The sequence below is a fragment of the Pseudomonas sp. S1(2024) genome, assembly GCF_046557535.1.
Map to the genome: position 1 here is coordinate 447165 of NZ_JBKGFP010000001.1, position 24561 is coordinate 471725.

The window sequence follows — 24561 nt, forward strand, 5'->3', positions numbered from 1 at the left end:
AATAAAAACAGTGGGTTAATGATGGTTTCCAGTAAAATTGGCAATGGTATCGACACAGCGGAGCAACCGCAGCCTCATTCTGGCGAATTTTCGCTGATGATTGGCCCCTGCACGCCGCCGAGTGACGACAACCTGCCCAGCCACCTCTTCCCCGGCGCCGGCTCTGACACCGCCTGGTTCGAAATTCAGGGAAGTATTCGCCCCTCCTGGGCTGAACTCAGTCAATTGCTGGTACGCCACGACTCCGATTTCATGCTGATGGAGTACAATGCCGACGACGGAAAAGGCTATTTCGTCGCGGTAGACTCCTATGCGCCGAAACCTGGTTTACTTGTTCTGTTCCCCCATCAATCCGACCAATAGGCTGCCAAATGTCCGAGATCGACCGCGCCACGTATGAGCGTGACTTGCGTGAGCGCCAGCGCAAGCACCTGGAATCGCTTGAGGCAAACAACCCTCCATTCAGGCCCTGCCTGCATGATCAATGTCCGCGCTGCCATGGCACCGGGCGAAGCGCCCACGGCCCCTGCATTCACGGGATTGCTTGCAATTGCCCAAAATGCGGGATTACCTGCTAACGCCCTATCGGGCGTTAGCGACAAATTGACGGTGTCCAGCCTGTATCTCTATACTCACGGCCTAATCGCTGGCGCTATAGGCCTATGACCTGTCGCAACCAGCGCAGCACCTGGTCGTATCGGCCAGCGCCACGTTTCGCCGATGCCTGACGCAATTGAGCCACAGGAGTCTCCCATGTCAGTCACCCGTAAGAACCCCAAACCTGCGGCACCTACCACACCTTGCCCTGAAGGCATGTGCCTGGCTGGCCACATTGGCAGCAAGGAGGTTATGGTTCGCGACTGGGCGGTGGAGGCACTGAAGTTCGAGGGGATGATCGAGTTGTGGAACGAGGCGACAAAACGCCACGCCCTTCCCCACATCGGGTTCAAAACCCTTTACAAATTCTGCCCAGCTTGCGGCTCACCCATTGATACAGGGTTTGTTCCAGGCGGCGTACCCGAGCTGCCCCTGACAGCCGACCTCAAAAAGATCCTGGCCCTGAACGATACCGATATTGCCGAGCAGGGCGCCAAGCTGCTCAGCGTTGGCGTGGGTCTGCCTGACCAGGGTGTGGAACAGCGTGTCGCCGTTCAGCATTGGCTGATGAAGCAGTACTTCAGGTATGGGCGTGAGTGGCGCACGAAAACCGGCCACCTGATTTCAACCCTGTCCGCCTCTGGGGAAGGGGTGTGACCATGGAAGTCCTAATCGACGGTGTCGCCTATGTGCCCAGGGCTGAGATCCCGGCATTGACCGACGAACGCTTGCAGGAAGCGCTGCGGTACTTGACGGAAATTCAGTATTTCAATATCGAGCACAAGAACCGCGCTGTCGCCTGGAATGCACTTAAGGCCCTCTCCCCTGAGCTGGCCCAGCTGGCAAGCGACAATCCCAAAGCCGCTTATGACAGGGTGCGCGCCAACGACCCGGATGACGACTAAGAAGGCATCGCTCATGACGTCCAACGACATGTACGACAGGTTGTCCGGGATGAGGCCTGAGGAAATGGCTGAACACCTCGCCGCGCTCCAGAATCATATCGCCCACCTGGCCAACCTCATGGCACTGGTGAAGCGCGACATTCAGCTGTTGCGAGAGCCTGATCCCGCCCAGCACACCCCCCTGGAGGTTATGCTGCTGTCGGCCAAGTTGGGCGAGTTGTTTGAGCAACTTGAGTGGTGGTCATTGCCTCCCACCTATCGCGCCCCTGACGTCTTGCGCATGCTTGATACTGACCTTGGCTTGACGCTCAAGATCAGCGCTGCCGAAGCGCAACTCAAAAGCTTGCAGGACGACAGGCAGACACTGCGACGCATCCTTGGCAAGGCGCCTGACATTGACGATGCGCATTTCAGCGCCGAGAAACTCAAGGACTTGATCGACACGGTCGTTGAAGCCGTCCTGACCCTTGAGTACGGCGACGCTGCCCGAGAGGAGCTATTCCCTCGCATGACCCAGGCCCAGATGACGGCGAAGTTCAAGCGAATGTTTACCGGCTAAGGCTTGTTGTCCGACACTGGCCGAAGGTTTGAGCGAGAGCGGTTGGCGGCTTCGCTTGAGCCGCTTCAGGACACGCCCATCCCCTACAACCCCCAAACACGACCGTCCGTTTTTCCCCCAGCGCTTTTGCTCTGCCCTGGTGCCCTGCTCCTGACGCCCTGTTCTGCCGGCACCTGCGCGCTGTAGAAGACCATGCCCGCCAGCCTGAGCTTCCCCGTATCACCGTAGCAGTACGCACCGCGTACCCAGGCTCAGCCCCATGCGCCATGGCATCGGCCTTTCACCGACAGCGAAACCGCACAGCACAAGTTCACCCTCAACGGCAGAGCCAGTGCAAAAGCTTGGAAAAAGACAAACAGCATTCCTAAAAACAAAAGCGCGGGGGCATTTGACGGCAAAAAAACAGCTTCTGATCTGCGCCAAGAAGCGAATTGACCCGAAAATCGTCACGGTGGTACCTTCAGTGGAGTGGCCAGGAGCCTCAGCATTCAGATATGGAAACAATCAATGACCAGCATGACAGAACGCGAATTCAAGAACCTCAGTCGGTTTCTTGCCCTGATCCTTCGGCACGAGCCTCAGCTGATACAGCTGGATGTCGATAAACAGGGCTGGGGCAGCATCGACTACATCGTGGCGCACGCTCCCGCCAACCTGGGTGACGTGTCCCGCGAGAAGATCAATCAGGTGGTGGCGCAGAACGACAAGGGCCGCTACGCCATTTCCCCAGACGGTCAGCACATCCGGGCGCTGCAGGGGCATTCCATTGACGTGGATCTGCAGCTCAAGGCTGCCACCCCGCCCGCAAGGCTCTTTCACGGCACCATCGAGGGCTTCATCCCCGCGATCATGACGCAGGGACTTTATCCCCGCTCCCGCCAGCACGTGCACTTGTCGGCGGATGTCGAAACCGCCCAGCGTGTTGCCCAGCGCCGCAAAGGCAAGACAGTGCTGCTCAGTGTAGACTGCAAGGCCATGCTCGCCGAGGGTCACGCATTCTACCTGAGCGAGAACAACGTCTGGTTGACCGATGTGGTGCCGCCCCGCTACTTGCAAACCGTCAGCCTGCGAAACGAGCCTGAAGGCCTGGATGGCCCAGCATGAGCCAATCAGTCATCGACCACCAGATTGCCATCTTGCGCCACCAGCTAGGGGATCGGGTTGGCGATCGTCTGCAGCGGTTGAGCGCGGCTGAGGCTGGCTGGGATGGCCGCGACGCCCTGCCCATGAACCCCCAGTCACTGGAAAGCCTGGCGACACTGAGCCAGACCTTGCCTCTGCCGGGGCAGGATCTTGCAGTCTTCCTTGAACACAACGGCAACTTGGTGATTTCATGGTCGGCAGCCAACGGCACAGTGGTAGATGCCTCCCTGGGCCCACGGCTGCTTGAAATCAGCACCGATGCATTCACCCTGGAGCTGGAGATTGACGATCCGCTCCTCGCGCAACGAATTGCTGAAATACGGTTTTGAAGAATATTGCTGGGCAATTGTCAGTCCAGCACAATATGCTTATAATTCGCGCCACACACTCATTGAGGGACAGAGACATGTTTCAGTCTTACATCAACGCCTACAAGAACCTGCTGGACTTCACGGGCAAGACCGATCGCAAAGCATTTTGGGAGTTCTACGCCATCCATGCCGTGATCGCAATCGTGTTCTTCGTCCTCAACAAGCGCCTGGAAGCCATCTACCTGGCCTTGGCACTGCTGCCAGTGCTGTCGATCTCGGCGCGCCGCCTGCGTGATGCTGGCTTCCATGCGCTGCTGACCCTGCTGTACTTCGTGCCTGTGGTCGGCTGGATTCCACTGTGGATCATGTGGGCGCAGATCAGCAAGCCCGCCGCCAATCACGCGCTCTGATTGCTTGCGGGGACAGCCCTACCAGTCGTTGAGCGCTGAGATCAGCCGGGATACCCCGGCTTTTTCATGCCTGTCACACCGGAAATTCGGGTTATCCATGTATTGCAACATCAAAAAACCTTGGTATACTTTTCACACAATAACTAGAAAGCAAATCGCCTGCCGCCCTCGCCGTTGAGGGTATTTTTTTGCCCATCATTAACGCATTTTCACTGCGATTGTGCACGCAAAGTATAGCAATAGAAGGGCGCGGTTTTTTCATCACGCCCCCTGCAAGCGACACGGCCCCATCGAACTAGCACCGTCCAGTCCAGACACGTGATGCGCTCTGTTACCGTGGCATTCGGCCCCTCGATGTCATACAGCGTTCTGGGCACACAGAAATCCTCGGCTACGCGACCTGTGATGCTCATGCCAAGCCACCAAAGGCAATAGCCCCCGTCGCTATTGATCATCACGTCACCCAGTACCGACAAACTAGCAAATTCCTTGGCGTTGAACGTTGATGGGATTGTCAAATCCATCCCGGACAACTTGAGGTCACGCACCTCCCTCACGCCAGGGTGGTCTACCCCTTCAAGATTGGCTTTGCTGGTCTTGGCCAGCTCCGCCATGACGCGAAGCCATCCAACGATGCATTGAATGCTCGATGGTTTGCTGAGGTTGCCGAGGGCCATCTCCACTTGTCGGGCCACAGAGGGAGACTGATCAGCAAACAGTTTACCGATGAGCCTGGGCTTCAAGGGCCACTCTCCCACCTGCTGGACATCACCCATGGCTCGCTCTGTCTTGGCAACCAGCGCCAGGATGTCGGGGCCAATATTTTCGATCATCTGAGGCGGCTGGTTCGTCCGCTTCAGGCTTCTCACACTTCCAGCTACCCCGGTTTGGCCCTGATTGCCTGATACTCCACCAGGATCAACAGGCTCGATGGTGTCACGCACTTTGAGCTCCTTTCTACCTGGACAATAAAGTGGACGGCATGCTGCCACCACCCAGGAATGTGACACACTCCAGCCCCTGTGTAAAATCGCCCGAAACGCTGAGTGACTAGCCGGTAACCGGTTGCTCGACCTCTTACTGAGGGCTACGAAGCGGATACCCCCCCCGGCCTCTAGGAGCAGAATGTTTTGATTTGTCATGGGCTTCTGGCCGGAATTTCGAAAAGCCGGTTATCAGCGCGAATGCTGGCCAGCTTCTTCTTATGGGTGCGCTACAGGGCCACGCCTGATGTCGACACTGCCTTCTAGGTATTACCCCAGGGACTTACAATCCCTCCATCAACCTTCGCACGAGATGACAAAGCTGCAGTAGCCGCCCGCAATGACCGCCCCTTTGTCCTTGAACCCGCACGTCACGATTCTGTCCGCGCCCACGATTGAGTAGTTGCCTCCAGCGTAGTCTGGGCGTGAGCCTGGGTGGGCGTTGGTTGCACTCGCCGATGACCAGGTGCACGACGAGGGGTCGGCGCCTTCAGGGATTGGGATCTGCTGGCCATTAGTCACAAACCCTGTCAGCACCTTGGAGCCACCACCACCGGCTTTCCACACACCGTCTTGGCACGACAAGGTCTTGCCATTGGCATCGCTCGCGATCAGGCCACGCTTAGGGCAGAGCTGGCCAACATAGGCGATGCCATTGAGATCCACGTATTCGTTGGCGGTAATGCGGCCTAACGACGTCATCGCCCCCGTGTTGTAGAGTGACTGGGTTTGCAGATTAGCCAGATTGCTATACTTGTCGGGGTCAAGGTAGAACGCAGTGTTGTTGGAATCGTAGAACAACTGCCCCATCACAGCAGCTCCCGCAGTGACGTTGGAGCTGGCGCCCACACTGCCACCCGCTATCACGTTGGCTGCAGCTGTGACGTTACCGCTTGCGGCAACATTGCCGCCGACCGTCGCAGAACCCGACACCGATGCATTGGACAGCACATTCAACGTCCGCCTCATCAATACATCACCAATGATCTCGGTATTGGCATCGACCACCACACCGCTATTCCAGACAGCGGCGATACCAGACGCGGCGCCTAGGTACAGCATTTGGCCAGCAAGGTTCTGAATCCTGGACGCACCGACTATCTGTCGTCCCAGCGGATCGGCATTATCGAATTGCAAGTTGGCATGCATCTTGTTGCTACCATCGGTGCGCAGCCACACATCATTGTCTGGCTTGTTGTTGGCCACCATGGTAATGCGTCCATCAGCCGGGTTTGAGTTGTAACTGGAGCCCGCTGAATAGCCATTCTCGGTCGCAGAGGCGGCAGTAATCGCAGCCAAACCCGACAGATCGGAGCGCACTTTCTTGCGATTAGATTCCATGACAGTAAATGGGGCGCTCAGTGTCGTAACTGTAATGCGCTTGTCGCTGCCGGTACCGGCAACATCAATGGTCGAATTGATGCTGAGCTGGCCATACTTGATAGGATCTGCCACCGTGGCGGCGGGAAAATCACAAGGAAGAAATTCACTACCTTTGGTGAAAGGCCCACCACATTCCGTGCTCTTCAGCCAGGCGCTACCCATTTTTTGCCCTGCTGCCAAGCTTGGTGTCTTGGAAATCAGGCTGCGCACAGCATTGTTGTATTGACTGAGCTTAAGTCCCACGGCCCGCGCTTGGGCTTGCTCAAGTTCGGCCTGGTGACTCTCTAACCCCATCAGAGTGGCGATCGCCAGCAGCGCCATGACAAGAATCATCTCAAGAAGAGTGACTCCACGCTGGGGCGGAGGCGGATAGATACCATTTTTCATCTCAGGCCCTAAATATTTTTATTGCTGAGATTATGATACAGAAATCGACCGACAATGGCATTCTTTTGTGCCAACCAACCATCGCATCTTCCTCAAGGTCTTCACCCGAATGACGGAGGCTGAGGCTGTGCCAATCAGCCCTGTTCGTATCGACCCCAAGCCTCGCCCAAGGAAAGGGATCTGGTGTGAAGCCTGCAACCGGAAAACCAGACTGACACCAGGAAAAGCATGAAAAAACTATCAGTACTCCTTTTTGCGAGTATTGACGATTTGGCAATATACCAATAATCTGAGGCCCTCATTGACGTCCGGGGGTTCCCATGTTGAAAAAAGCACTGTCGCTGCTGGTTCTCGCAACTGCCCTGCAAGGCTGCACCACCTCGCTGATCGAAGGCCAGAAACAAGAGCTGGCGACCTACGAGGCCAAGGGTCTGAAGGTGAACGAACGCAACGAAGCCCTGGCCGCAGGGCTGGGCATACTCCCAATGGTCGGCTATTTCTATTCGGGGAACTATGTTTTAGCCTTTACGACCCTGCCCCTCTACCCCTTCCTGGGGCCTCTGTGGATGCCCTTTGACACCCACAATGCTGCCCAGGCCCGCAACTACTACGCAACCCGCACCCATGCCCAATTCCTGAAAGACCAGAAACTGGTCGAAAACGACAAGAAGTACGAAGACAAGACCCTGACCGAGTTCCAGTACATCCGCGCCCAGCGCGAGATCGAGCGCCAATACGCGCCCTACTGATTTCCAGGCCCTCAAAGAGCCCCGGCAGAGCCGGGGTTTTTTGTACCCAAAAACGATTTTCGCAATAATTGGCTGATCACATCCTTTTTGGAGAATTCCATGCAACCCAATCTGCAGCCGTGCAAAAGCTGTGGCAATACGGATCAGGAGCAGGTGCGCTTCCAGGTCTACATCGACCAGGGCCTGCAAATGAACATTGGGCCGTTTTGCCAGTGCCTGGCGTGCGGCTCGTACTTCAAGGCCAAATCAGAGGCATATGATGACTTGCTGGAGGCGTGGAACGGGCGTGCGGACGCTCCCGCCCTGGCGCAACCTACCCCCAGCGCCTGGCGGGCCCTGGTCAGCCGTCAGGGCAAGACGTTTCATGAATACACAGAGTCAGATCAGTTCCACCCTGAGCCTGGCCATTACACCCGTGTGGGCCCCCTGGAGCCGTTGTTTGATGGGCCTACGGTCAATCGCCTGCTGGCGCGTCTGGCCGAGCTAGAGGATGCAGACAAGATCGCCTGGAACAACTGGCATGCCTTGGAGCCGGTGCAGAACTTCCTGATCGAGCACAACCTGCTCCTGACGCCCTTTGATGGGGATGGCGAGGCGGCGGGCAAGAACATCGTGCACAGCCTCCAGACACTGCTGGGGCGCTGTGTCCTCCAGGACATCCGACAAGCTGTGGGCGCTGACGACACGCCGCGCTGAGGCACCTGCAGCACTCGCCTGGGTTCGACGGGTGCGCCCGCCCAATCCAGGTCGAGCAGCCTACCGCAGGGCTGGCCTTTGCCCCTGGTTATTTGGAGATAAACTCAGCCTTCAGCCACTGGCTTTGCCGGTAACTGACTGCCGGCATCAATAGCGAAAACTCCAGGGTATCGAGTCGCTGTGCATCATCGACGAACCGGCTACCGGTATTCATACGCCCGTGAGCAAGCCTGAGCAACAGGGATTGGTCATGGGCCTTGGCCAAGGCTTGCGGCGCGTCATAGGCCCAGGCCTTGGTGGCTACCATGGCCGCTCGACCCCGTTCGATCGATCGCAAAGCCGCCGCACGCACCTCCTCATCAGCCGGTTGGTGCCTAATCCACGCCGAGGCGGTGGTGCCATACATGATCGCTCCCATCACGCCCGTGGTCTGATCCATCGCCTGGATCAAACAGGCCTTTTCTTCTGCGCTGTACTGCAGGCCGAACCCGCCGATGCCCGTACATCCCGTGAACCGGGTAGCCTCCAGTGAAGCTTCGTCATAGCCTTTCTGAATTTCAGCCAGCGGCATGGCCTGGGGGACTTCGGCCATGGCCTTTCGGTAGGGCGCGGTATCCATCCACGTGAAACCCAGCATTCCGGCAGTGACAGCGAAACACAGCCCTGCAACCAGTTTTTTAGGCATGGTCATGGCCCCTGGATGCACAGGTTTTGCGTGGTTCCGATTGCTCGCTGCCCACCGCTGTTTTTCCCGAGCAGCGACCGCAACAGCCATCATTCGGATGGGGTGTGGCCGCTGCATCCTGGATGCCAGCACTTACTCCACGGCCCATTTCCACCTGAAAAACATCAATTTTCTGATTATCCGACATTTTCAATACCACCCAATTGAGTGAGGGCGAAAAATATCACCCTCTACTTAAAATACTGGCCAGGACGTCACACCCACCACCCTGGCCTACCTGCACACCTAGAATTATCGCTGGGAGAAGGTCACGCCATCGCAGGCGCCATTACCATCGCAATAATGTACATCGTAGATCTGTCCTCTCACCACCGGCTTCGGGTCACCCTTGATCTTGTACTTCGGTACATCGATCAGGAAGGTGAATTTTCCGGGCTTGAGCTCGTAGCGCCCACTCCCGTTCATCAGAAGGCCCGTTTCCCAGTCGCCGAGAAAGGAGACGTTGATGCCAACCCCCGAGTTCTTCAGGAAACGCGTGGTTTCCTTCTTCACCGCGCAGAACTCGCCAACGCAGTCGTCGAAGTTGGTGTAGATCATGCCGTACGGCTCCACCCCGACCTCCTTGTCGGTGTTGGTCGTGAAGTACTGGCTGAGGGTGCTTCTCACCTGCCTGGCGCGTTCAAAATCCACGGCATAGGTGACCACCACCCGCACCCGTACAGTTCGATCAAACACCTCCGCGACATCCGTGTTCACAGACGTGATCTGGATGGCGTCACGGTAGGCTTTCAGCACATGGGTGTTGAGGTCAGCCAGTGCTTCCTTGCGCCGCTGCTCGACGGTCTTGACCGAGCGCTCAAGGCTTTTGGCCTGCTCCTCCAGCGTGGCGGCGCCCGCGAAGGTCGGTGTGAAAAGCAGCATGGCAGCCAGTAGCGCTGGCGCCGTGGTGATACGAAAGTCCATGTCTTGGGAGCCCTGATTTCGTTCGAGAATGTTGAATGGCGGGGCGCATGTCTGACTACGCCCGGAAATGTTTGCGTTAGATGCCCTTGTCTTCTGGCGATGCAGCGAAATTCACCGACAAGGCGCAGTCGCCGTAGGTCTGCCCTTCAACGGTCAGCACCGCGCCACTGGCGAAGGTCAGTGTCAGCCCATACTCCGTTGCCTGGACGCTGGCAATGGTCTGCCCCACCAGCGACTTCGCATCCCCCTCGGAGAGATCCGACATGTCTGAAACACTGTTTTCGCTCATGATCATCTCCACAAGGCAGTTGGAAAGCCTCAGACCCAAGGTTGGCCAGGGTGAGGTGCTGGTCTGCAGCCGAGGGCGGCAATACTCCCGCAAAATACCAGTCAGCGCCCGCTCATTCAAGAAACCCCGCCCCGTCAGGCACGGCAACGTGCAAAGTTGCTTGGAATCATGCCCTCGCACTCCCTATGATGAGGGAAAGCACAGAGAAGCCATCGCCATGAACATACCCGCCACATTGCCCAGTTACGCCTTGATCAAGGAGGTTTCCGCGCTTGATCCTGATCGGTTGCGCGACGGCAGCTATCAGCGGGAGGCGATGGATTTTTTTGCTCAGGTCGTGCGTGAGCATGGCGACACCAATCACAGTGAGATCTACAACGCCATTTTTGAAGCCCATGTCGGCAAGGATTCACTGTCCCAATCCGATCGCTTCTGCTCACCGTTCTTGTGCATGACCGTCGCGCTGGTAGCTGTCGAAGACATCGGCCACCTCAAGCAGTGCACGCTGAACGACAATCTCCCGCTGGGCCAGATATCTCGATTGGTCGGCCAGCTGGCACATCGTGTGGAGATTGACTATGTGCAGCAATTTGAAAACTGCGGCGAGCTCAGTCTCGACCTGTTTCTCATGCTCTACTGTGTGGGGAAGCACCATTTCGCTGAAAAAGTAGTCTTGGATGACAATTCAATCGCGTACGCGAAATTGAAAGAGCATGACCCACGCACTGCGCTGTCCGCCCTGGCCAGGGTGCCTTATGACCCCCTGTCGTACATACGGTCATCCTTACCCGAAGGTGTGCTGATTAGCGATGCGGAAATGGTCAGGCGGTACAAGAACCAGGTGTCGGCCCTGTACTCAAAAGAGCATGTCCCTCTCCTCGACCCTCGCTTCCCTTGCGCCCTGCTGCCAGGCAACAGGTTTGAGTGCGCCACAATCGCCTCCGTGAATCATCAGGTGAGTGTGCTCCCAGGGTATTTTGAGATGCTGGCCAAAGAAGACAATGGCATGCTCCAGGACTTTGGCTTCTTGTGCCGCATGGAGGCTGCGATCAATGCAGACCAACACGCACTCATGGTTAATCTGATGTTGGATTTCGAAAAGGCGGGCATTTCACGAGCCGACATCCTCAACATTGCGACGCTCAACTATGAAGATTTGGCAGACCGCTTCGACGCATCCAGTATCAGACTGGCGGACGGAGCCCCACCTAATCTTCTGCAAATCAAGCAGGCCGCAATACTGGATTATAGGGCCATGACACCCGAGCAGCGCCACACCCTGTACCTGGAACAACTGATGACCAAGGCCGTTGAATACGGCGAGGATCCCACCGCCTGGCATGCCCAAGCCAAACTGCGCCAGGTCAATCACCTGATTCGCCAGGAGCCGCGTGAAACCCTGGAGGCCCAATGCACCCAGGATGCCCACTGGAACGCGCTGTACCGCGCCACAGGCGACAGGAAGTACCTTCACAAGCTGGAGTCCCAGCTGGATCGCGCCCTTGCCCAAGACCTGGGTCTTTAAGCGCCGGGGCGCTGCGCAAGACAACCCCGAAGAAGCTTTTCCCGCTGGCGCAACAGGCTGGCGCCAGGCTCGGTCACTGAGGATTGGTAAACACAATCCGGAAGGAGCCTTCGGTGGTGCGTCCACCCATGGCCTCAAACTGTGCCTTGGTCAGCGGCCAGAAGGGTTGGAGGTCATTTTCAGCCCTGGTCTTGAAAGAAGCCTTGCTTGATTCCAGGGTAATGCCCAGCGCCGGCACGTAGACATCACCGAACGTATTCTTGATGTACGCTGCCGCCTCGGCATTGCTCGCGAACCCAGGGTTGTCGAACAGCTGCAGGATCAGCATGTAGTTGCCCTTGACCCCGGCCTTTGTGTAGTCGGAGTAGCGGACGCTGCCCATCCGTGCCCCATTGGAGAAGTTCTCCCTGCCGAAATACAGATCGGCGAAGCCCCAATATTCGTTGTTGGTAGCGTAAATCCGGTACTTTCGCGGAATGTCCATGAAGTCGCCCTGCAGCGTCCCTTTGGCCGTCTGGGTTTGCGCCGCCACCTCGATGCGCTGGCTCTCGGTATAGGGCTCGCCGACCACTCTGACCTCGTAAGTCAGGTCATTGTATTCCGTTGGCTGGACGCTGCGGCTCTGCACCTGCGAGCAGGCCTCGCCAGTCTGGGTGAACTCGACCCGATTGACCTGGGTCTCTACTGCTGGCGACCAGCTGGCACACCCCGCCGCTCCGCTATCGACCCATTCGCCAAGCAGTGGGTCATTGGGCAGCCAACGTCCGCTGTCCACGGGGGGCGTCACACTGCCACCGGATCCCCCGCTTCCTTTGATGATCGGGGCTGCCAGACGGATCTCGTTTGCGGCGTAGGCGCCACCCGATGCGCAGGCCAGCGCCAACGCTGCCACCCATGTCCTGTATCTGTGCATGTCATTTCTCCGGCCCCTGCACTACAGACGCCTGTCCTCAATGTACTTTCAAGTTTTGCATAGCTTCGAACCGAGGGTCAATTTAGCCTCATTTGACATCCAGCCAATATACGGTATATTCGGTATACCTAAGCCGGAGTTTTCCCATGACCAATCACGAACGCCTAGTCCAAGCGCTGAATCTCTGGGTGTCCCTCACCGAGTTCGATGATCGCCGCAGCCAGGGTCGCGTGCGTGACTGGGACATCAATCGCATGAGCAACGCGATTCGCGAAGGCCTTGAGCTCGACAACCAGAACATCACCGGTTTTCTGCTGCTGGGGTACTTTGCCGACAGCTTCTTCAAGAGCACGCACTTCACCGTGAGTGAAATGCTGGCCGACCCGGACAAGGTCAACGACTTCTTGGCCAGGTCTGGCCAGTTGCGGGCCATCGTCACAGACCCTGAAATGCTCGAAGACCTTCGACACTTCCAGCTGACCACCCGCCAGGCAGTGCGTCACTATCAGGCTGATACCCCCGAGGTCATGAGCCTGATCGAAAATGACTACGAAATGGGCTTCCTGCGCCGCGATGCCCTGCGCTCGATGAAGAACCTGCGGGTCGACCATTTCCTCGCCGGAGAGCCCGAGCCTGAGGGTTTGCGGCCCCGCTACAACCGCGAGGTCTTTCAGTTCTGGAACATCAACTCGCTGCTGCAGTGTGTCTGCAGTTCGCCCTCGGGGGTTTCGATCAACCTGATCAGAACCCCTGACAACTTCCAGTCGTACTTCGTCTTCTCCATTCGAAACGGTGGCCACGTCATCACCCTCTCCGACGTGCCGGAGAACGCCCACCCCCTGCAACAGTACATGTCGCGGCGCCCTGACAAGCAGTTTGGCGAACGCGTGTTCCAGAACTGGTTCCCCTACCACCTGACCGACATGAAGTACGATGAAGAGCAGGGGCGGATCTATTTTGAACACAAACACGGTGCAAGCGGCATCGTGCCGATCAACCAGCAAGCCTTTCCCTTGAGCGCCCTGAAGGATCTGAATCCCCACGAAGTGATCTGGATCACCCTGATGTTCGAGCTGATTGTGGAGCGTTTCTGGCGCCAGCCAGTGCAGCCCAAGCAGCTGTCCTACACAGGTGACATGATCCGGGTTGAATCCACCCTGCTGGAGCGCGCCTCGTCGGCGGGGCTGCCAGTGGTTCAGTATGAGGGTTTGAGCCTGCCCTCGCTGGCCGTGGAGGATGTCGCCACGCTGGAAGGTGACTTGGTGTCCGCCCTGGGCAAGGACGGCGGGGATCACAACCAATGGTTGATCGACCGCTACAAGCACCGGGTTCATGAAGTCTCCATGAACATGCTGAGCACCGGCACCACCACCACCTACATCACCTCTGCCAACGAGGATGCACCAACTGCATTGGCGGTCGCTGATCGTCGTGGCCTGGGCAACAGCATCATGGACAAGGAACATCGCTATCCGATCCGCCACCTGGATAGCTCCTCCTTCGGCACCCGTGAGAAGCTGGCCGCCGACCGGATCTTCATCGCCCGCCACAACCTGGCCATGGAGATTCAGCGCCTGGCGGACAGGGAATTCGAGGCGCGCAAAGAAGAGATCCTGACCTGGTACCGCGCCCGCATCGAAGCCAACATCGAACGCGTGTACGCCATGGCGCATACGGAAGGGGCCTGGGGCGAATATCAGCTGCCACGGGGCAACAAGCGCTTCAGTGCAACCTGCACCTACAAAACAGAGGAAGGGCACCTGCGTTACCAGCTGACCGAGATGCTTACCCACGAGGAATGGAAGCGCAAGCATCGCCATTTTGAAGCGAAAACCGCCCTGAACCAGGGCTGGAACAGCAAGGCCAAGGTGCCCTACTGCCATCTGAATGGCTCGACTTCCAGCTACATCCTGGGCATCAGCCCGCAGTGCAAAGAAGACCTGGCCTTCCTGACCAACACCCCGGTGGATGAACTGCCTGATGTGTTGCAGCACTGGCATGTCGAGACGGAAAACACAGGCAATCACTTGCAATCCCGTATCGACCCGATCGCCTGGGCCTTGCAGAACCCATGGGAAGAGCACTACCTGTTCAACATCCGCGTGGCCCTGTCCACCCGCGCCGTCAACCACATCAGGAAGTCGGCTCCAAGGCCTGAAGCGTTCGGCTACTTCTCGGAAAGCGGCTATGTGTACCCCTTCCGTAATCATGTTCCTGGTCTCGACCCAGAGCCAGAAGAATCCACGAAAGCTGGCGAAGACAACTAGCCTTTCACCACCACGAGTGTGCCTGGCGTGACCAGGCCTGACTTCAAAACAACTCCAGCGGGAGCCCCTATTATGAGCACGTACACGGAAAAACTTGAGAGCACGCTGGCAGGCATGGCAAGCAACCTGGAAAAGGCTGCCAGCGACTTAAGGCGACTTGCCGCTCAGGTCGGACAGGACGAGGACTTTCAGCAAGTCTCCGAGGCTGTCATGATCATTCAGAACATGAACGCTGGCCTGCGGATTGACCGACTGATCAACTTGCCGATTGAAGGCCTGACTTCGCGACTTCTCAGCCTCCAGAGCACAACTCCGAAGTAACCCCGTTCAGACGTAAAAAGGGCGCCGCAGCGCCCCCTACTTGGTTTGAAGCTGTAAACTAAATCAGCACAGCCACCGAAATGATCCCACACAGGATGAGGCAGTCCTGCCAGTTGTAGAGCTTCTTGCGCTCCAGCACCTGGGCATACAAGTAACCCGCCAGCACAAGGCCACTGTTGCGGATGATGGTATAATTCTCGGCAGGGATCTGGGTAACGATCATCAGCACCAGCACCAGTGTGACGCAATGGCAGATGACCAACTGAGACACCACTGATGGCGTGAACTGCTTGGGGTCGAACCGCCGATACTCCTTGCGGCTGAGGGAGAAGTAGCCGAACACCACCAGCATGATCAGGGAGCTTGCTGCTTGAAAGCTTGCCGGGTCGTATTGCTGGATCATCTTGCCCTGCATCATCAGCACCACCGCGCCTAGGACACAGTTCCCCAGCAGCAGGCCTGGGCGATTGCACTCGCGAGATTTGATCTTGCTGCGGTAGAACAGGATCAGCAGCGACACGATGATCGCACTCATCAAGCCCCGATCGAACCAGGTTCGGTCATGCGCCTCGATTGTCCCCTGCATGCCGAAGAACCACACCACCAGGACAGAGGTAAAAGGCACCAGGGCATCGATCAGGAAATTGGCAAAGTTGAAGACAGTGAGGTTTTTCTCATTGAGCTTGCGCGCCTTGATCTGGGTCTTTACGAAGACCAGCAGCCCGACCTGAGTTACCCAGAAACGATAGTCACTGAGAAAATCGAGGGTGACCGGCGCTTGCCGTACGCACAGATACCCAGCCATGAGTAAAAAACCAGTGAGGCTCAGGGTGGCTGAGGTCAGGTATCGGGTCGCGTACTGGTTGACCTGCAACTTTTGAAGATGGATGGTCAGGAGCAGCAATACAGGGAAAAACAGATAGATCATCATGACTGCTATATAGGTTCCGGCTGCTTCCTAGTACGTGTCTACTCCACAGAGGCCAGAAGATAATGACTGAAGGCCTGAGTATACAGACATTTACACTAATATTGGAGAGCTGCCGGCCAGATGTCCATCACATTTTTGTCATGATCACAGCACAAAGAGCTTGCTCAAGCGCAAGATATTTGGACACAAAAAACCCGGCTTTCGCCGGGCTTTGTGTTTAACCGCTGAGGTCAGCCAGGATGAGGTGCTCGCCCCATTTACTGGTTGGTGCCCTCTGCCCTGGTGTGGTGATCCAGAGCGTCTGGTGCCGAGGCAGATGCTTGGGTGGCATTTCCGGTACCGTGATCGCGCCGTCAGTGAAGACGATGATCGGGGCACCGTAGAGGGCATCCTTTTCCTTCATCTCCTTCCAGATGTACTCGAAACCTTCGGAGAAGTCGGAACCACCGCCGCCGTTGACCTCGAACTTACCTTGCTCGATCTGGGCCAGGGCTTCCTTGGTGGTCATCACCCGCTGCAAGCCGGCGTCACACTGCACCACCACTACTTCCATGCCTTTGGAGGAGGCCAGGCGCTTGACCAGGCCCATCGCCATCCGCAGGTTGTCCTTGTCCGTCTCGTTGAACATCGAGCCAGAGGTGTCCATCAGGATGTAAATCCTGGAGGAGTTCTTCTTCTTGCCCGGCAGCAGCGGCGTGTACTCACGGAAGCTGTTGCGCTTGTTGGGGCGCTTGAAGGTCGCGCTGTCAGGACGACCATAGTTGCCGATCACCTTCTTGATTTTCTGACCCAGGCGCAGCGGCGGATTCAGAATGCCGTTGATTTCGTCCTTGGCCCAGTTCGGCAGGCTGCCCCAACCGTTACCGCCATGGATCTTGTCCTGGCGAGCCGCTTGGCTGAGCATCTGACGCTTACGCTCAGAAGTCTTCTCAGGGGTCTCACCTTTGAAGGGGTTGCCGGCGATGTCATCACAGTTGATGTTGATGTCGCCCTGCATGCCACCCGCACCCAGCTCTTTGGCCATTTCCTTCAGCGCTTTCTGCCAGGCACCCTGTTCCATCATGTTCTGGCCCGACGCCATGCCCTTGTCGAGGCCGGTCGAGTTGTCCTTGCCGCGCAGGGCATTTTGAATCTCTTTTTCGAGATTGCCCAGTGCATCAGCCACGTCAGATTTAGCCTGCCCCTCGGACATCGGGCCATTGCCGGTGGCCCCGGAACCCTGCCCAGGAGCCTGGCCAGCTTGCTGACCCGCTTGGGTGCCTTGTTGGCCATTGGCAGCATCCTGACCCTGGCCACCGCCCGGCTGCTGGCTTCCTTGAGCGTCCTGTGAAGGCTGCCCATTCGACCCCTGACCCGGCTGACCCTGACCCGGCTGACCCTGACCTGGCTGCCCCTGACCCGGCTGCCCCTGACCCGGCTGACCCTGACCTGGCTGCCCCTGACCCGGCTGACCCTGACCTGGCTGACCCTGACCTGGCTGACCCTGACCCGGCTGCCCCTGACCTGGCTGACCCTGACCCGGCTGACCCTGACCTGGCTGACCCTGACCCGGCTGACCCTGACCTGGCTGACCCTGACCCGGCTGACCCTGACCCTGTCCCGGTTCACCGCCATCCTGTCCAGGCTGGTTGCCTTGTTCGGCACCACCCTGTTGATTGGGGTCGGTAGCATCATTGCCGAGCTTGTCCTGGCTTTCATTCCCAGGCTGGTTGCCATTATTGGGGCTGTTGTCCTGGCCCGGCTGAGGCTGGTCGTTGGCACCCTCCATGCTTGGCTGAGGATCCTTGGTGACTTCGTCGACATATTCGTCGGCGGTCTTGCCCATGGCCTCGTCCAACTCACGTAGGTTGTTTTCCTTGGTGGTCGGCTCAGGCTCGCCGTCAACTTTGCAGGTGATGCGCTCGACTTCCTTGCCCATGTACTCCTTGAAGTCCTCCATGAGCTGCTGGTTCAGCTTCTCATTGGCTTCCGAGAATGGGTTGTGGGTGTGCGAGCTAGGCTGCTGCGGCGCCTTGTGATCGAAACTACCGGCCTTCTTGTTGGCATTGGCCACACCGTTCTGCTCGAACGGGTTGTTGTCGGGGCGATCGACTTCACCCAGGTTATCCCGCATGGAGAAGCCGTCATTGTCCTTGATCAGCGACCTGAACTCCTGGCGCTCGGCATGCAAATCCCGGTAAATGCCCAGCTCTTTTTGAAGGCGCTCGCGCTTCTGACCGACCACACGCATGCCGTCGATAACCGACTGACGAGTTTCAGCCTTGATCGCTTCCTCGCGCTGCTGGTCAGCGCTGGGCTGGCCACCGGCCATGGCATTTTGGAGCTGCTCACGGATTTGCTTGGTGCGCTCTTTAACACCCTCGTAGAGTTTGTGGTAGATCTCTTCGCCGGAGTTGTTGTCGTATTTGCTGTCATACAGGCCGCCTTCAGGCAGCTTTACAGAAATCGTATACGAGTCGCCCTTGACCTTCTTGATCTGGATCGTCGCCATACCCTTGATGATGATCGAGTTGATGGCGAAATCGTGCGCCCAGTTGGCGATCTCCGGGTCATGGCCCTCGAAGCGTTTCCAGTAGTCCAGAGCCACGTGCAGCGCTTCGTGCACGAGCACGGCGATCATCTCCCCCACAGGGAGCTTTTTCATGAACTCTTCGTTGTAGACCACCACGCCCTTCGGAGAAACCCCGATGGTTTCGATGCTGTTAGTGGGGCCGGCGATCCACATCTCGGTGGCCAACACCCCGAAGAACGGGTTGTGGTTGCGAAGCTCCATCAAGACCACACGCATGTAGTCGAGGAAATCCTTATCGTACTGACCCTTCTCGGTCATCGCGGGCTTGATGGTTGTGGCCTGGTCACTCATGATGCGAACCTTGTTGTAATGTCATAATTCAGTCTGACATGTGCACTTCGCTTCATTCTACTCCTTTTTAACGTAAATTGCTTGGCCGGGCTGAATGTTGTCCGACATTGACCGGCGATTCAAAGGGGAAGGCAAAATACCCTTCGCATGACTGCAGTCCACACATGTTGTCCGACACCGACCGGAGGTTTGACGGCGATGGAAGGGGCTTCGCTTCGGCCTTGCCGCTTTTTCGCTTCACTCGCCCCTCCATCCCGTCGCTTCCCCCGCACCCCCCAAACACGCCCTTGATCCTGCCTCCCCCAACGCCTTTCTATAACAAAATTATACAATCTCAATTCCTTAATAACGAAAAAGCCCTCCAGAGGAGGGCTTACAATGCAGTTGTTGCTCAGTTGCCGAGCGATGCGCTCATGCGCTTGATGTCGTCGATCACCTTGTCGAACTGGGCTTCTTGCAGCACTGGGTCATTCAAACCTTTCAGGTTGTAGACCCACTTCGCGATGATGGAGCCGAACGGGTCGCGGGTGGTGTCTTTTTCGCTTTTGCCCAGATTGGTCGCCATTTGATTGGCCATCACATCACGTACCACGAACGCGCCCATTTCGCGGTTGCCCGACATCAGGGCCGCAGTGGCGTAGCACATCTTCTTGGTCAGTTCTTCCTTGGCCGCACGTGCCTGGTCGCTCTGCAGGTTGGCGTGCTTCTCGTTGATCTTGTCGTTCAAGCGGATCACGGTGGCACGCAGCGAGGTGGCGATGGTAAAAACACAGCCCATCTGGTTGCGTTTTTCTTCTGGCAGCTCGCGCCACACTTTTGGATTTTCCAGGATCTCTTCCGAGGTCGGGTACTCCATCAGCATGGTGGCGAAGATGTTGAACGCATCGCCGGCAGGCTTGCCGCACATGGAGCGAACGAAGCTCGAAGCGGTTGGCCAGAAGGCACGTGGGGTGTAGTTGCGCACGCCACCGCACTTGGCGAACTCCAGGCCCAGCGACGTCCAGTCGCGTGGCGACGGAGTCTTGCCATTCTCGTCCGAGTACTTGTCGTCATCCGCGCCGGGGGCGAAGTAGCCCGAATACTCTTTCAGGAAGCCGACAACGGACGGATCGAGGGTTTCGTTGCAGGGGTACTTCAGCCAGGCGTCGAAGTCCGGCTCGTATTCAACGAACATCGAACGACCCAGGAGCGCTTTGTTCCACTCGACTGCAGAGCAACCGTCGCCGACGCCGTTACCGGTCATGGCAATCAGGACGTTCTCGCCCAGCTCGAAGTCGCCGATGCGACCGAACTGCACCAGCTCCAGAAGACCGGACTGCAGACGCGGGTCAGCCAGCGTCACGTCGTCAAGCAGCAGAACGCCGTAGCCACCTTTGATGTTTTCTTTGAGCAGCGGGATGATTTGCGATTCGATCAGCGGCTGAGCCATTGTCCAGAACGACACATCCTCGCCGTCGGCGTCTTTCAGGCGTTTGCCTTCGGCGTCATGCTTGAACTTCTTGTCAGGCACCGGGTACACACCGAAGTCTTCGGCGCTGCGCGAGGCCATCGGGATACGGACAAACTCTTCTCCGTCACTGACCAGGGCCATCAGGGCGCTGGTCTTGCCGATGCCAGCACGGCCACTGAGGATGAGTCCACGCATCCTGTTGTTTTCTTGACGGGGAATTACGTTGAGCTTGGTAGTCATTGCTGTGCTAGCCTCAAAAAATTGACCTTTCCTTCAGGACTCCCCCGATCCTAGCACAAATCCCCGCAGGGGCGGCAGTAGCTGGGCATTCCCGATCTGATAATTCCACATTAGCAACGGAGTCTAACCGATTGCACCATTTTTTTCTCAATTTACGTGAAAAAAATAAGTGTGGTTTCGTTAATGATTGCCACTTTGGCAATAACTAACTTGACGCTCCACGTGTTCTTCCATATATTGACTGCACACCGAGGGACACTCTATGACCGGAATCAATACTCTCGACCTGTACCTGGTTGACAAAGGCGTCGCATTCGAGATGATGCCCAAAGGGCTCCCGCGCCCGCCTTACGATCATCCCGTCAGCCCCTATGCGATCAAGCTCAACGGGCGGCCAGCGCAAATCCTGCTTGCGCAAACGTCGTTCCTGGCCCCCGAAGACCTGCCGGCAGGATTCGAGGGCTTTGAATCCTACCCTGAGTCTGTCATCAGTGCCCTGCTCGAACGGGGTCGGCTTGAAGCCATGACGCTTCTGAACAACAACATCCAGATGTTTGTTGATACAAAGCTGCTTGAGCGTGAGCACCTGGTGTTGCCCACCGGCAAGCGCGGTCAATACCTTTGCCTGAAAACCGAGGCATTTGTCGAGCACTACCAGGATCTGGTTGTTCCCACCGAGTTCAAAAACGTTCAGGCCTTGCATGAGCAGGCATTTGATGTCGGGGTCTACAACCGAAAGCGCATTGAGCAGCTCGGCCTTGAGGACAACACGATCCCACCCTTCCCTGAAACGGCGCGGCGGATCATTGAGCTGTTCCAGCAAGGCGGGGAATTCCCGATGCAAGACCTGGTCGAGATCCTGGAGCAGGATGCTCCGATCAGCGCCCAAGTGATTTCCTGGGCCAATGCTGCGGCGACCACCAATCGCCCTGCAGGGTCGATTTACTCGGTACAGGGGGCTATCAGCCGCCTTGGCATCAACAAAACGCTGCAATACGCCATGCAGTCGGCAATGTCCAACTCTTTCCGGGTGCGCAAAGACCTGGCCCCCATGGTGGAGTCAGCCTGCTTCAACTCGTTGATGTCTGCCTTCGGAGCCAGCCACATTCACCGCCTTGAGGGTGGAGCCTCTCCCCAGTCGGCTTACCTGGTGGGGCTCATGCACAACCTGGGCGAAATGCTGCTGATGCACTTCCTCTCCGACCATGCGGTGCGGTTCATGCGCCTTCATGAGCTGAACCCTCACCTGTCCCGCGAGTCGCTGTCCCGTGAAGTGTTCCGGATCAGCTTTGCGTCTGCCACCCACTTGCTGATGAAGTCCTGGAGCATGCCGCAGAACATGGTCGACTCCTGTACGGCCTTGTCGACCTACAATGACAGTGGTGCTGACAGTCTGGCCAACAACGTGCGCAGCTGGCAGATCGCCGTAGGTGACAGTGGTCTTGTCCCGCTGTCGTTTGTGCCGTTCGGCTGGCGCGAAATCCCCAGCTTCCCGGTCGCGGAATCGGTTATCAATGCCAACTTGAAACAAATTTCTGATTACCGAACCCAGGCCAACATGATTTCCCGTCGATCGACCTGAGCAAAGGCCTAAACTTGCAAACCAGAGCCCTTAAAAGCTCTGGTTTTTTTTGGTCTCAAAGAAGATCAACAGCTTTGCGCACAAACCGGAGCCGCCCTAACGGGCTGAATCCTCGCCTGGTCGTGCTTTGCCTGGCGAGGAGACTTGGTGATGCTGCTGACGCTCTGCCTTACACCATCCGACTTTCACGCACCCGACGAATCTCGCGCATTTTGCGCAGGTAAGTGAATTCATCGGTGGCTCCGATGATGATGTCGGTAAAAGTGCGGGTGGCGCGGTGGGCAAACAGCCAGGGGTCAACCCAGCTGACCTCAAATTCCATGAAAAAAGCAGGCGCCCTGCCGGGCACGCATTCGGTAATGATGCCCTCAGGACGATAGATGGTGTGCTCACCCTTGCGATTGATCAGTTCCAGAGGCTGCTTGTCCTGGTAAATCAGGTGAATCTTTTCCAGCGGCAGTCCCAGCTGCTCTGCAGCGCGGGCTTTGCAGCGCTCGATGCGCCACAGCTGGTGGGTTTGCCAGTCGCAGGAGTGGCTATCAGCTTCGAAGAGTTCTTGTCGCGTGACCCGGTGCTGTAGCATCTTGACTTACTCACTTGACCCATCCATGGAGGCGGAGTCTGTATCCAATTCGAACTCTTGTCAAATTTTGAGCTTGCGAGGAATCGGTCGCAGCAGTATTTTAGCGTATATTGACAAGGACAATAAGAATGCACACTACCCTACTGCTCAAAGAGCGCACCGCTGCTGAGGCGGAACATGCGTTTGACGAACATCTGCGTTTCAAGCTGCATGAATTCCTGAAAAATGAATGTATCCTCACCCAGGCGGGCATTGAGCGCGTCATGCCCGTGCTGCTTGAGATTTACATCAATGGCATTCATGGCATGCAGGTGCAATTCGACATTCAAATTCCGCCGAATTCAGCCTATGCGCCGTTTGAGGGTGTGATCACCCAGTACGCCAAGGAAATTTCGCCAGGCTTCATGAACACCTTGAGCAATGCGACGGCGCTGGCCTCATTCCATATGCTGCAAGCGACAGCCAGGCACCTGGCAGCCCTGGATGACAAGGCGCATAAGCGTCAACCACATTAACGGCAGACCAGCAAGCTGGAAGATACGACCCCGCCCCTGCCCAGCTCCACCAGGGCACCTTCATTTTAAAATGGGGCAGGCGCCCTGCGGATAGAAAAAAGGGCCCCGGAGGGCCCCTTACAAAACAGGTGATCGTCAGGCGACCTGCTGCGCACCCAGATTTTCGTCGTTGTCCGCACCCGCCATGTCCAGGCTGGTTTGGCCAGCGGCTTCGGCCTCGGCATCACGCGCCGCTTGCAGGATCTTGGCGTCGTCTTCGGCGAACTTGGTCTGCATGGCCTTGATTTCGCGCAGCATGTCGTCGAGCTTGGCGCGGGTGCCTTCGGACAGAGCCTGGTAGCCTTCGTCGGCCTGGATCTCCTCGGCCATTTCGAAGAGCGGGCGGGATTCCTTGACCAATGCTTTTGCGAACTTCACGCCAGGCATGTGTTTTTTCATGATCTTTTTCGCGCCCGCTGCCTTGGAGACCAGGGCCGCCTGCTTGAGAACTTCCACAGCCTTGTCGCCGTGAGCCATCATCAGGTCGTAGGACTCGGTCACCGACATGGAGCCCGACTCGACCGCTTCAACGATCTCCAGGGGCGCCGATGCCAGCAGCAGCAGTTTTGGCAGGTGCGAGGCCGAGACCAGGCCTTGCATCCCTTCGACAATCTGTTTTTCGGTCTGGTCGAAGACCACGTGCAGGCGCTTGCACAGAATCGCCAGCTCGTACGGACGGAACGGTTCGGTGTTGTTGCCCTGGGCCAGGCCGTACTGCAGATCCAGCTCGCTGGTACCCATTTTCTTGGTGACCATCGGTGCAAGCCATTTGTCCGCGAAATGCTCGTCGGTCTTGGACATTTTTTCAATGTACATCAGACCGGCATCACGACGACGACCACCCTCGACAACGACGATCACGTCCTTGCCATCCTTCTTGATGGCATAGCCGGCCAGTGGCTTGTCAGGGTACCAGCCATGCTTTTCCATCGACGCTGCCAGGGCGCGGATGCCCTCCCAGTACTTCTCGTCTTTGATACGCGGGTTGAAGCCGTCAATGACGATGGTTTCGGTCAGCTTGACGCTGTACATGTCTTTCTTGGTGCCGATGTCTTCCATCGCCACCTTGACGCGACCGGCAATGGGGTTGAAGCGCAGCGTCGGGTTCAGGCCGAACTGGCTCGCAACGTGATCGCACAGGGCATCTTTCTGAATTTCGCTCATGACAAATCCTCGCGTTGTAGGTGATATGCGTCTATGCGCAGACCGATTGTTCCGGCCATGGATTAAAGTATACTCGGTATACACTATCCGTCAACCATCAGGCCGGTC

At 57.2% G+C, this 24561-nt stretch carries 26 protein-coding genes; 15 read left to right on the top strand and 11 right to left on the bottom strand.

The window, feature by feature from the left end; translation table 11 throughout:
* Positions 1 to 18: 18 nt before the first annotated feature.
* The 8 genes from ACLCGK_RS02400 to ACLCGK_RS02435 all read left to right on the top strand — a co-directional run bounded on the left by ACLCGK_RS02400 (position 19) and on the right by ACLCGK_RS02435 (position 3925).
* The gene (locus ACLCGK_RS02400) at positions 19 to 363 is read left to right on the top strand and encodes a hypothetical protein (protein WP_056799654.1); all 345 of its coding nucleotides are present in this window, start codon (positions 19 to 21) and stop codon (positions 361 to 363) included.
* A 390-nt stretch (positions 364 to 753) separates the two neighbouring features.
* A complete protein-coding gene (locus ACLCGK_RS02405; RefSeq protein ID WP_410951166.1) occupies positions 754 to 1254 on the top strand; it encodes a hypothetical protein in 501 nt (166 codons plus the stop codon).
* A 2-nt stretch (positions 1255 to 1256) separates the two neighbouring features.
* A complete protein-coding gene (locus ACLCGK_RS02410; RefSeq protein WP_056799659.1) occupies positions 1257 to 1502 on the top strand; it encodes a hypothetical protein in 246 nt (81 codons plus the stop codon).
* 13 nt (positions 1503 to 1515) lie between these two features.
* A complete protein-coding gene (locus ACLCGK_RS02415) occupies positions 1516 to 2061 on the top strand; it encodes a hypothetical protein (protein WP_410951167.1) in 546 nt (181 codons plus the stop codon).
* 259 nt (positions 2062 to 2320) lie between these two features.
* Positions 2321 to 2572: a hypothetical protein gene (locus ACLCGK_RS02420; RefSeq protein ID WP_410951168.1), complete on the top strand. Its 252-nt coding sequence runs from the start codon at positions 2321 to 2323 to the stop codon at positions 2570 to 2572.
* Positions 2569 to 3165 carry an RNA 2'-phosphotransferase gene (locus ACLCGK_RS02425; RefSeq protein WP_410951169.1) on the top strand — a complete coding sequence of 199 codons (597 nt, stop codon included), beginning with the start codon at positions 2569 to 2571 and terminating at the stop codon, positions 3163 to 3165. The genes ACLCGK_RS02420 and ACLCGK_RS02425 overlap by 4 nt, the downstream gene beginning before the upstream one ends.
* Positions 3162 to 3533 carry a hypothetical protein gene (locus tag ACLCGK_RS02430; protein ID WP_410951170.1) on the top strand — a complete coding sequence of 124 codons (372 nt, stop codon included), beginning with the start codon at positions 3162 to 3164 and terminating at the stop codon, positions 3531 to 3533. Before ACLCGK_RS02425 ends, ACLCGK_RS02430 begins: the two co-directional genes overlap by 4 nt.
* Before the next feature lie 77 nt (positions 3534 to 3610).
* Positions 3611 to 3925: a DUF805 domain-containing protein gene (locus tag ACLCGK_RS02435; protein ID WP_056799667.1), complete on the top strand. Its 315-nt coding sequence runs from the start codon at positions 3611 to 3613 to the stop codon at positions 3923 to 3925.
* Positions 3926 to 4134: 209 nt separating this feature from the next.
* On the opposite strand, the gene ACLCGK_RS02440 is transcribed toward ACLCGK_RS02435, so the two are convergent.
* Positions 4135 to 4869: a hypothetical protein gene (locus tag ACLCGK_RS02440; protein WP_410951171.1), complete on the bottom strand. Its 735-nt coding sequence runs from the start codon at positions 4867 to 4869 to the stop codon at positions 4135 to 4137.
* A 336-nt stretch (positions 4870 to 5205) separates the two neighbouring features.
* Entirely contained in the window at positions 5206 to 6678 is a 1473-nt protein-coding gene (locus ACLCGK_RS02445) for a prepilin-type N-terminal cleavage/methylation domain-containing protein (RefSeq protein WP_410951172.1), read from the bottom strand.
* 320 nt (positions 6679 to 6998) lie between these two features.
* Here ACLCGK_RS02445 and ACLCGK_RS02450 point away from each other — a divergent pair, with 320 nt between their 5' ends.
* Positions 6999 to 7427: a TM2 domain-containing protein gene (locus tag ACLCGK_RS02450; protein WP_120715417.1), complete on the top strand. Its 429-nt coding sequence runs from the start codon at positions 6999 to 7001 to the stop codon at positions 7425 to 7427.
* A gap of 99 nt (positions 7428 to 7526) precedes the next feature.
* The gene (locus tag ACLCGK_RS02455) at positions 7527 to 8123 is read left to right on the top strand and encodes a hypothetical protein (protein WP_410951173.1); all 597 of its coding nucleotides are present in this window, start codon (positions 7527 to 7529) and stop codon (positions 8121 to 8123) included.
* A gap of 88 nt (positions 8124 to 8211) precedes the next feature.
* Here the strand turns inward: ACLCGK_RS02455 and ACLCGK_RS02460 are convergent, their stop codons facing one another.
* The 3 genes from ACLCGK_RS02460 to ACLCGK_RS02470 form a co-directional block, all read right to left on the bottom strand.
* The gene (locus tag ACLCGK_RS02460; RefSeq protein ID WP_410951174.1) at positions 8212 to 8808 is read right to left on the bottom strand and encodes a hypothetical protein; all 597 of its coding nucleotides are present in this window, start codon (positions 8806 to 8808) and stop codon (positions 8212 to 8214) included.
* 291 nt (positions 8809 to 9099) lie between these two features.
* Positions 9100 to 9771 carry a hypothetical protein gene (locus tag ACLCGK_RS02465; protein ID WP_410951175.1) on the bottom strand — a complete coding sequence of 224 codons (672 nt, stop codon included), beginning with the start codon at positions 9769 to 9771 and terminating at the stop codon, positions 9100 to 9102.
* 76 nt (positions 9772 to 9847) lie between these two features.
* A complete protein-coding gene (locus tag ACLCGK_RS02470) occupies positions 9848 to 10060 on the bottom strand; it encodes a hypothetical protein (RefSeq protein ID WP_410951176.1) in 213 nt (70 codons plus the stop codon).
* 217 nt (positions 10061 to 10277) lie between these two features.
* Here ACLCGK_RS02470 and ACLCGK_RS02475 point away from each other — a divergent pair, with 217 nt between their 5' ends.
* Positions 10278 to 11585, top strand: a complete 1308-nt coding sequence (locus ACLCGK_RS02475; protein ID WP_410951177.1) for a hypothetical protein — start codon at positions 10278 to 10280, stop codon at positions 11583 to 11585.
* Between the two features lie 73 nt (positions 11586 to 11658).
* Here the strand turns inward: ACLCGK_RS02475 and ACLCGK_RS02480 are convergent, their stop codons facing one another.
* Complete coding sequence (locus ACLCGK_RS02480) at positions 11659 to 12498, bottom strand: hypothetical protein (RefSeq protein ID WP_410951178.1); 840 nt, start codon at positions 12496 to 12498, stop codon at positions 11659 to 11661.
* 146 nt (positions 12499 to 12644) lie between these two features.
* Between ACLCGK_RS02480 and ACLCGK_RS02485 the strand changes: the two genes are divergently transcribed.
* The gene (locus ACLCGK_RS02485; protein ID WP_410951179.1) at positions 12645 to 14765 is read left to right on the top strand and encodes a hypothetical protein; all 2121 of its coding nucleotides are present in this window, start codon (positions 12645 to 12647) and stop codon (positions 14763 to 14765) included.
* 72 nt (positions 14766 to 14837) lie between these two features.
* A complete protein-coding gene (locus ACLCGK_RS02490) occupies positions 14838 to 15086 on the top strand; it encodes a hypothetical protein (RefSeq protein WP_410951180.1) in 249 nt (82 codons plus the stop codon).
* Positions 15087 to 15144: 58 nt separating this feature from the next.
* Here ACLCGK_RS02490 and ACLCGK_RS02495 read toward each other — a convergent pair whose 3' ends face one another.
* The 3 genes from ACLCGK_RS02495 to ACLCGK_RS02505 all read right to left on the bottom strand — a co-directional run bounded on the left by ACLCGK_RS02495 (position 15145) and on the right by ACLCGK_RS02505 (position 20525).
* Positions 15145 to 16014: a hypothetical protein gene (locus tag ACLCGK_RS02495; protein WP_410951181.1), complete on the bottom strand. Its 870-nt coding sequence runs from the start codon at positions 16012 to 16014 to the stop codon at positions 15145 to 15147.
* Between the two features lie 220 nt (positions 16015 to 16234).
* Positions 16235 to 18880 carry a DUF2201 family putative metallopeptidase gene (locus ACLCGK_RS02500; protein ID WP_410951182.1) on the bottom strand — a complete coding sequence of 882 codons (2646 nt, stop codon included), beginning with the start codon at positions 18878 to 18880 and terminating at the stop codon, positions 16235 to 16237.
* 391 nt (positions 18881 to 19271) lie between these two features.
* Positions 19272 to 20525: a hypothetical protein gene (locus ACLCGK_RS02505; protein ID WP_410951183.1), complete on the bottom strand. Its 1254-nt coding sequence runs from the start codon at positions 20523 to 20525 to the stop codon at positions 19272 to 19274.
* Positions 20526 to 20832: 307 nt separating this feature from the next.
* Here ACLCGK_RS02505 and ACLCGK_RS02510 point away from each other — a divergent pair, with 307 nt between their 5' ends.
* Positions 20833 to 22152 (top strand): HDOD domain-containing protein, encoded by a 1320-nt coding sequence (locus tag ACLCGK_RS02510; protein WP_056799700.1) that lies wholly within the window; start codon positions 20833 to 20835, stop codon positions 22150 to 22152.
* A 169-nt stretch (positions 22153 to 22321) separates the two neighbouring features.
* Here the strand turns inward: ACLCGK_RS02510 and ACLCGK_RS02515 are convergent, their stop codons facing one another.
* Positions 22322 to 22735: a hypothetical protein gene (locus ACLCGK_RS02515; RefSeq protein WP_410951184.1), complete on the bottom strand. Its 414-nt coding sequence runs from the start codon at positions 22733 to 22735 to the stop codon at positions 22322 to 22324.
* A gap of 128 nt (positions 22736 to 22863) precedes the next feature.
* Here ACLCGK_RS02515 and ACLCGK_RS02520 point away from each other — a divergent pair, with 128 nt between their 5' ends.
* Complete coding sequence (locus ACLCGK_RS02520; protein ID WP_410951185.1) at positions 22864 to 23250, top strand: hypothetical protein; 387 nt, start codon at positions 22864 to 22866, stop codon at positions 23248 to 23250.
* 135 nt (positions 23251 to 23385) lie between these two features.
* Here the strand turns inward: ACLCGK_RS02520 and ACLCGK_RS02525 are convergent, their stop codons facing one another.
* On the bottom strand, positions 23386 to 24453 hold the full coding sequence (locus ACLCGK_RS02525; RefSeq protein ID WP_410951186.1) for a hypothetical protein: 1068 nt from the start codon (positions 24451 to 24453) through the stop codon (positions 23386 to 23388).
* Positions 24454 to 24561: the final 108 nt, after the last annotated feature.

Coding starts and splice junctions, on each gene's coding strand:
- ACLCGK_RS02400 (WP_056799654.1), top strand. CDS start 19: ATGATGGTTTCCAGTAAAATTGGCAATGGTATCGACACAGCGGAGCAA.
- ACLCGK_RS02405 (WP_410951166.1), top strand. CDS start 754: ATGTCAGTCACCCGTAAGAACCCCAAACCTGCGGCACCTACCACACCT.
- ACLCGK_RS02410 (WP_056799659.1), top strand. CDS start 1,257: ATGGAAGTCCTAATCGACGGTGTCGCCTATGTGCCCAGGGCTGAGATC.
- ACLCGK_RS02415 (WP_410951167.1), top strand. CDS start 1,516: ATGACGTCCAACGACATGTACGACAGGTTGTCCGGGATGAGGCCTGAG.
- ACLCGK_RS02420 (WP_410951168.1), top strand. CDS start 2,321: ATGCGCCATGGCATCGGCCTTTCACCGACAGCGAAACCGCACAGCACA.
- ACLCGK_RS02425 (WP_410951169.1), top strand. CDS start 2,569: ATGACCAGCATGACAGAACGCGAATTCAAGAACCTCAGTCGGTTTCTT.
- ACLCGK_RS02430 (WP_410951170.1), top strand. CDS start 3,162: ATGAGCCAATCAGTCATCGACCACCAGATTGCCATCTTGCGCCACCAG.
- ACLCGK_RS02435 (WP_056799667.1), top strand. CDS start 3,611: ATGTTTCAGTCTTACATCAACGCCTACAAGAACCTGCTGGACTTCACG.
- ACLCGK_RS02445 (WP_410951172.1), bottom strand. CDS start 6,678: ATGAAAAATGGTATCTATCCGCCTCCGCCCCAGCGTGGAGTCACTCTT.
- ACLCGK_RS02450 (WP_120715417.1), top strand. CDS start 6,999: ATGTTGAAAAAAGCACTGTCGCTGCTGGTTCTCGCAACTGCCCTGCAA.
- ACLCGK_RS02455 (WP_410951173.1), top strand. CDS start 7,527: ATGCAACCCAATCTGCAGCCGTGCAAAAGCTGTGGCAATACGGATCAG.
- ACLCGK_RS02460 (WP_410951174.1), bottom strand. CDS start 8,808: ATGCCTAAAAAACTGGTTGCAGGGCTGTGTTTCGCTGTCACTGCCGGA.
- ACLCGK_RS02465 (WP_410951175.1), bottom strand. CDS start 9,771: ATGGACTTTCGTATCACCACGGCGCCAGCGCTACTGGCTGCCATGCTG.
- ACLCGK_RS02470 (WP_410951176.1), bottom strand. CDS start 10,060: ATGAGCGAAAACAGTGTTTCAGACATGTCGGATCTCTCCGAGGGGGAT.
- ACLCGK_RS02475 (WP_410951177.1), top strand. CDS start 10,278: ATGAACATACCCGCCACATTGCCCAGTTACGCCTTGATCAAGGAGGTT.
- ACLCGK_RS02480 (WP_410951178.1), bottom strand. CDS start 12,498: ATGCACAGATACAGGACATGGGTGGCAGCGTTGGCGCTGGCCTGCGCA.
- ACLCGK_RS02485 (WP_410951179.1), top strand. CDS start 12,645: ATGACCAATCACGAACGCCTAGTCCAAGCGCTGAATCTCTGGGTGTCC.
- ACLCGK_RS02490 (WP_410951180.1), top strand. CDS start 14,838: ATGAGCACGTACACGGAAAAACTTGAGAGCACGCTGGCAGGCATGGCA.
- ACLCGK_RS02495 (WP_410951181.1), bottom strand. CDS start 16,014: ATGATCTATCTGTTTTTCCCTGTATTGCTGCTCCTGACCATCCATCTT.
- ACLCGK_RS02500 (WP_410951182.1), bottom strand. CDS start 18,880: ATGAGTGACCAGGCCACAACCATCAAGCCCGCGATGACCGAGAAGGGT.
- ACLCGK_RS02505 (WP_410951183.1), bottom strand. CDS start 20,525: ATGCGTGGACTCATCCTCAGTGGCCGTGCTGGCATCGGCAAGACCAGC.
- ACLCGK_RS02510 (WP_056799700.1), top strand. CDS start 20,833: ATGACCGGAATCAATACTCTCGACCTGTACCTGGTTGACAAAGGCGTC.
- ACLCGK_RS02515 (WP_410951184.1), bottom strand. CDS start 22,735: ATGCTACAGCACCGGGTCACGCGACAAGAACTCTTCGAAGCTGATAGC.
- ACLCGK_RS02520 (WP_410951185.1), top strand. CDS start 22,864: ATGCACACTACCCTACTGCTCAAAGAGCGCACCGCTGCTGAGGCGGAA.
- ACLCGK_RS02525 (WP_410951186.1), bottom strand. CDS start 24,453: ATGAGCGAAATTCAGAAAGATGCCCTGTGCGATCACGTTGCGAGCCAG.